The sequence below is a fragment of the Synechococcus sp. R6-5 genome, assembly GCF_047461775.1.
Taxonomy (GTDB): Bacteria; Cyanobacteriota; Cyanobacteriia; order Thermostichales; family Thermostichaceae; genus Thermostichus.
This window is the reverse complement of record NZ_JANSHV010000111.1, coordinates 1-4,712: the sequence shown is the minus strand read 5'-3', so window position 1 is coordinate 4,712 and position 4,712 is coordinate 1. Positions and strand designations below refer to the sequence as shown.

Here is a 4,712-nt window from a genome sequence, read left to right as displayed (position 1 = left end):
CCGTCAAGATATCCAACCCAAAATTTTTGGCAAGTTTTTGGCGAGAATAGCAGGGAAAAGAAGAAATAAAACTGTTTGAATATTGACATTCTGACTGCAGAGTTAATAAGATGGTTGCGAGGGTCAGGTTTCGGAGAAACTGTGATGCTGACTTTGCGCAAGCGGGAAGAGAGGGGTCATGTCAAGCTCAGTTGGCTTGATACTTACCACTCATTTTCTTTTGGAGAGTACTACGACCCTCGCTACATGGGCTTCCGGGCTTTGCGGGTGATTAACGATGACCGAATCAGCCCGAGTGCTGGCTTTCCGACCCATGGGCACCGGGACATGGAGATCGTTACCTATGTTTTGGAAGGGATCCTTGAGCATAAAGACAGCTTGGGCACGGGATCTGTGATTCGTCCTGGTGAAATTCAACGGATGACGGCAGGCACAGGGATCTGGCACAGCGAGTACAACCACTCGGCAGATGAGGAGGTTCATCTGCTGCAAATTTGGATTTTGCCGGAGCAGGAAAACCTGGAGCCCAGCTATGAACAAAAAGCGACGGGTTTGACAGAGCATCCCAATGAGTTTTGTTTAATTGCCTCTCGGGATGGACGCCAGGGATCCGTGATTGTGCATCAGGATGTGAATCTCTATGCGGGGTTGATTGAGCCGGGACGCACCATTCACCGACACTTGGATGAGAGGCGCTACGGATGGCTGCAGATAGCTCGGGGCGATGTGACCCTGGATGGCTTGTTTTTGCGAGAAGGAGATGGCGTGGCTATTGCTAGGGAAAGCGAGCTCAACCTTTTCAGTGAAGAAGGGGCTGAGGTGCTACTGTTTGATTTGGCCTGAGGATGACTTTTGGCTGAATTCTGGCTGTTTGCCTTGAGCTTATAGTCGTTTTAGGCTGGGGTGAAGCGACTGAACTGCTGAGAAGAGCCTTCTGGCTCCGTACATTCAACGTTTTAGGCGCGGGTGCAGTGTCCTAGTTGGAATCGAAATGACCATAAGTCTTTTGGGATCTCAACTTTTTCTTCTGCTTTCAAGTACTTTCAGGAGGAGAAGTGGATCCCTTCTTCGAGGTTTTGCTGAGTGAATTGAGAAAGAACTTGCTGCCAAAGGTGGCCAGTCTGGGATCCCTTTCCCTTGACGTGTAGAAGGCGGGCTCCTTCCTGCTGGGGATGGGGCTGTAGGCGCAGCCAGAGGTAGGTCGCAGGCAGATGGCGGAGGTACTGGGGCCACTCAATAGCGGTGATCCCACCTTGGCTCCAAAGTTCTTCTAGCCCTAGGTCTTCTAGGAGTGTGGATTCTTTCCCACCGGCGCGAGCGGCAGAAGAGGTCTCTAGGCGGTAGAGATCGCAATGGAAAAGAGGGATCCGTCCGGTGTGGTATTCCTGCACCAGCACGAAGGTGGGGCTGTCGATGGGTTCAGGGATCCCCAAGCCCTGCCCTAGTCCCTGCACAAAGGTGGTTTTGCCGCTGCCCAGATTACCTTCGAGAAGAATGACCAAGCCGGAAGTGGAGCCGAGGCTGCGGCTGGGAGGGGGAGATTTTTGTTGACCTGAAGGGGCGAGGAAGCCAAGGGCGGCTTGAGCTACGAGGGCCCCTAGTGATTGGGTAGCAGCGGCGGATGGCAGCAGCAGAGGGGAGGCTTGCTGCCAGAGCTCTTCATTCTGTTCGCTGGCCATGGCTTACAACTCCTTTGGGGCGGGGATCCCAGGCGAGGAAGTTGCCTCATTTGGGTGAACAGAAACGCGTTTGGGAGCTGTCAAGATTGCGGCCAGGCCTGCTCCAATGAGCAACAGGCTCACCCCCTGCGCCACCCGCAGGGATCCCAGCATGAGGCTATCGGTGCGCAGGCCTTCGATCCAGAAGCGCCCCAGGCTGTACCCCACCAGGTAGAGGCCCAAGAGGGTGCCGGGGGGAAGCTGGCGCCGGTAGCTTAAAAAGAGCAGGAGCCCGAAGAGACCAAAGTTCCAGAGGGATTCGTACAAAAAAGTGGGATGGACACGCGATCCATCAGGCAGCTGCAGTTGTACCCACAGAGGGCTATCCGGAGGCAACACCTTTCCGTAGGCTTCGTTGTTGAAGAAGTTGCCCCAACGTCCGATCCCCTGACCAAGGCTGAGGGAGGGAACAAGGCAATCGGCTAGCAACCAAAAACTCAGCCGGTGCCGCCGGGCGAACAGGTAAAGCGCCGCACTGCCGCCGATCAAGGCACCGTGAATGGCAATGCCCCCCTGCCAGAGGGCCAAGATCTGCCACCAAGGGCCATCTCGATAGCGTTCCCACTCAAAGGCCACATAGTACAGGCGAGCAAGGGGCAGGGATCCAACCACCAACCACACCAGCAGATCAGGCATGGAACTGGGGGGAAGGCCACGCCGAGCTGCCAGATGGCGAGCCAGGAGCAAGCCCAACACCATTGCCAGGCCGATCAATAAGCCATACCAGCGCAGGCTGAGCGGCCCCCAACTAAACACAACCGGGCCGGGGGATTGTAAGACCAAAGTCATGACCGTGGGGACATTCCTGAGTAGATCCCTTTAGCCCACTCTACCCGCTCTGCAAGGCTATGCAGAAGACCTGCCCTCACCCCCAGCCCCTCTCCCAGAGGGAGAGGGGAGTTAGGAACCGAGGCAAGGTACGAGCTGACTGCAGTTGGAGGGAGAGGGATCCGCTCAGAGCAAGGCGACAATGTTAGAATGCAGGCTCGATTTTCCACCACGACTCCTGGGGGGGATGCGGGTTATGGCCCGGAAAGCCTCTGCTGTGAACACTGCTGATGACTCGGACAAATTGAAGTCAGAAAAACGCAAAGCCCTGGAGCAGGTGTTAAGCCAGATCGAGCGGAATTTCGGCAAAGGGGCAATCATGCGCCTGGGAGATGCCACCCAGATGCGGGTGGAGACCATACCCAGTGGGGCCATCACCCTCGACTTGGCCTTGGGCGGAGGTTACCCAAAAGGGCGGATTATCGAAGTCTTTGGGCCGGAATCTTCTGGGAAAACTTCAATTGCCCTACATGCCATCGCCGAAGTGCAAAAACAAGGGGGAACGGCAGCTTTTGTGGATGCGGAACATGCGCTGGATCCCACTTACGCAGCAGCTTTGGGGGTTGATATTCAAAACCTGTTGATCTCCCAGCCGGACACGGGGGAGGCCGCCCTGGAGATTGTCGATCAGTTGGTGCGCTCGGCAGCTGTGGATATCGTGGTGGTGGACTCGGTAGCAGCGTTGGTGCCCCGGGCTGAGATCGAAGGGGATATGGGAGATGCCCATGTGGGATTGCAGGCGCGCCTGATGAGCCAAGCGCTGCGCAAGATTGCCGGAAATGTCAGCAAAACCGGATCCATCGTTCTTTTCTTAAACCAATTGCGCTCCAAAATTGGCGGCATAGGCTATGGCCCCCAGGAGACCACCACCGGCGGCAATGCCCTTAAGTTTTATGCGTCGGTGCGGCTAGATATTCGCCGCGTTCAAACCCTGAAAAAAGGTGCGGAAGAATACGGGATCCGAGCGCGGGTCAAGGTGGTGAAAAACAAAGTTGCCCCCCCTTTCCGGCGGGCAGAATTTGACATCATTTTCGGCCAAGGGATCTCCAACATCGGCTGCATCATCGATCTGGCCGAGGAGATGGGCATTCTCAAGCGCCGCGGCTCTTGGTACAGCTACAAGGAGGAAAATGTTGCCCAAGGAAGGGACAATCTGGTTGTCTACTTGAAGGAAAACCCAGAGCTCCTAGCGGAGGTGGAAGCGGCTGTGCGGGAGAAACTTTCTGCGGGGGTGACGGTTTCCGCCAGCCGGCCGGCAGCGATGGAGGAGGGAGAGCAGGAAGAGAATGAGGATGCGGTCTTTGTAGAGGAAGAGTTCTGAGGGAGCAGCTAGCTGTTCAGGGAGCGCTTCCTGAGCGAGATCGCCGCTGGCGCAGGGCCTCGTAGAGCAACAACCCCCCCGTCATAGCGACGTTCAGAGATTCGACACCCTCGGCCATCGGGATCCGCACCTGGGCATCGGCCTGTTGGATAGTCGCTTCCCTCAGGCCAGCCCCTTCGTTGCCCAGGAGAAAAAGGGTAGGGCGGGTGAGATCTTGATCCCAGTAGCAGTTTGCTGTGGGGGAGAGGGTAGCAGCCAAGACTTGGATCCCGTGGCAACGGCAGCTCTGGATCCAGGCGGCTAGGTCGGGCACGACTTGGGGCGGACGGCGAAACCACTGGCCGGCAGAGGCCCGCAAGACTTTGGGGTTTTCGGGATCGACGCTGTCTGCGCTTAGCCAAAGGCCGTCGGCTCCTGCGGCGGCCACGACTCGGATTAGGGATCCCAAATTGCCTGGATCTTGCAGCGTTTCCACCACAAGGCCCAAACGTAACTTGGACAGGGGGGGAGAGGAAATCTGCCAACTGACGGCCACGGCCACAGCTCCTTCGGGAGACTCGGTGGTACAGAGCGCTGCCATGACTTCTGAGCTGACGGGTTGCCGCCGTAGGCCCTTGGGCAGATTGGCCAGCAATTGTGGGTAACGCTCAGCCCACTCAAGCGTGTAGCAGAGAGCCTGCAGGGGCCAGCCAACTCGCAGGGCTTCTTCGATGAGATGGGATCCCTCTACCAAAAAGGCGCCCTGTTCTCGCCGACCTTGGCTGCGGTGCAACTGCCGCAACTTGCGGATCCAGGGGTTTTTCGGGCTGGTCAGCAGTAAGGACTCCGTCCCGCTAACGCGATCA

Annotated in this window: 5 protein-coding genes; 2 read left to right on the top strand and 3 right to left on the bottom strand. The window is 57.0% G+C overall.

Features of this window, described 5'->3' with window-relative positions:
• Window positions 1–144: 144 nt before the first annotated feature.
• Window positions 145–843 (top strand): pirin family protein, encoded by a 699-nt coding sequence (locus tag NW818_RS06845; RefSeq protein WP_414424149.1) that lies wholly within the window; start codon window positions 145–147, stop codon window positions 841–843.
• A 200-nt stretch (window positions 844–1,043) separates the two neighbouring features.
• On the opposite strand, the gene tsaE is transcribed toward NW818_RS06845, so the two are convergent.
• Both tsaE and lgt read right to left on the bottom strand, forming a co-directional pair.
• Entirely contained in the window at window positions 1,044–1,679 is a 636-nt protein-coding gene (gene tsaE / locus NW818_RS06840; protein ID WP_414341851.1) for a tRNA (adenosine(37)-N6)-threonylcarbamoyltransferase complex ATPase subunit type 1 TsaE, read from the bottom strand.
• Between the two features lie 3 nt (window positions 1,680–1,682).
• The gene (lgt, locus tag NW818_RS06835; RefSeq protein ID WP_414424148.1) at window positions 1,683–2,507 is read right to left on the bottom strand and encodes a prolipoprotein diacylglyceryl transferase; all 825 of its coding nucleotides are present in this window, start codon (window positions 2,505–2,507) and stop codon (window positions 1,683–1,685) included.
• A 235-nt stretch (window positions 2,508–2,742) separates the two neighbouring features.
• Here lgt and recA point away from each other — a divergent pair, with 235 nt between their 5' ends.
• On the top strand, window positions 2,743–3,867 hold the full coding sequence (gene recA / locus NW818_RS06830; RefSeq protein ID WP_414424147.1) for a recombinase RecA: 1,125 nt from the start codon (window positions 2,743–2,745) through the stop codon (window positions 3,865–3,867).
• Window positions 3,868–3,883: 16 nt separating this feature from the next.
• Here recA and NW818_RS06825 read toward each other — a convergent pair whose 3' ends face one another.
• A complete protein-coding gene (locus NW818_RS06825) occupies window positions 3,884–4,681 on the bottom strand; it encodes a TrmH family RNA methyltransferase (RefSeq protein WP_414424150.1) in 798 nt (265 codons plus the stop codon).
• Between the last annotated feature and the right edge of the window lie 31 nt (window positions 4,682–4,712).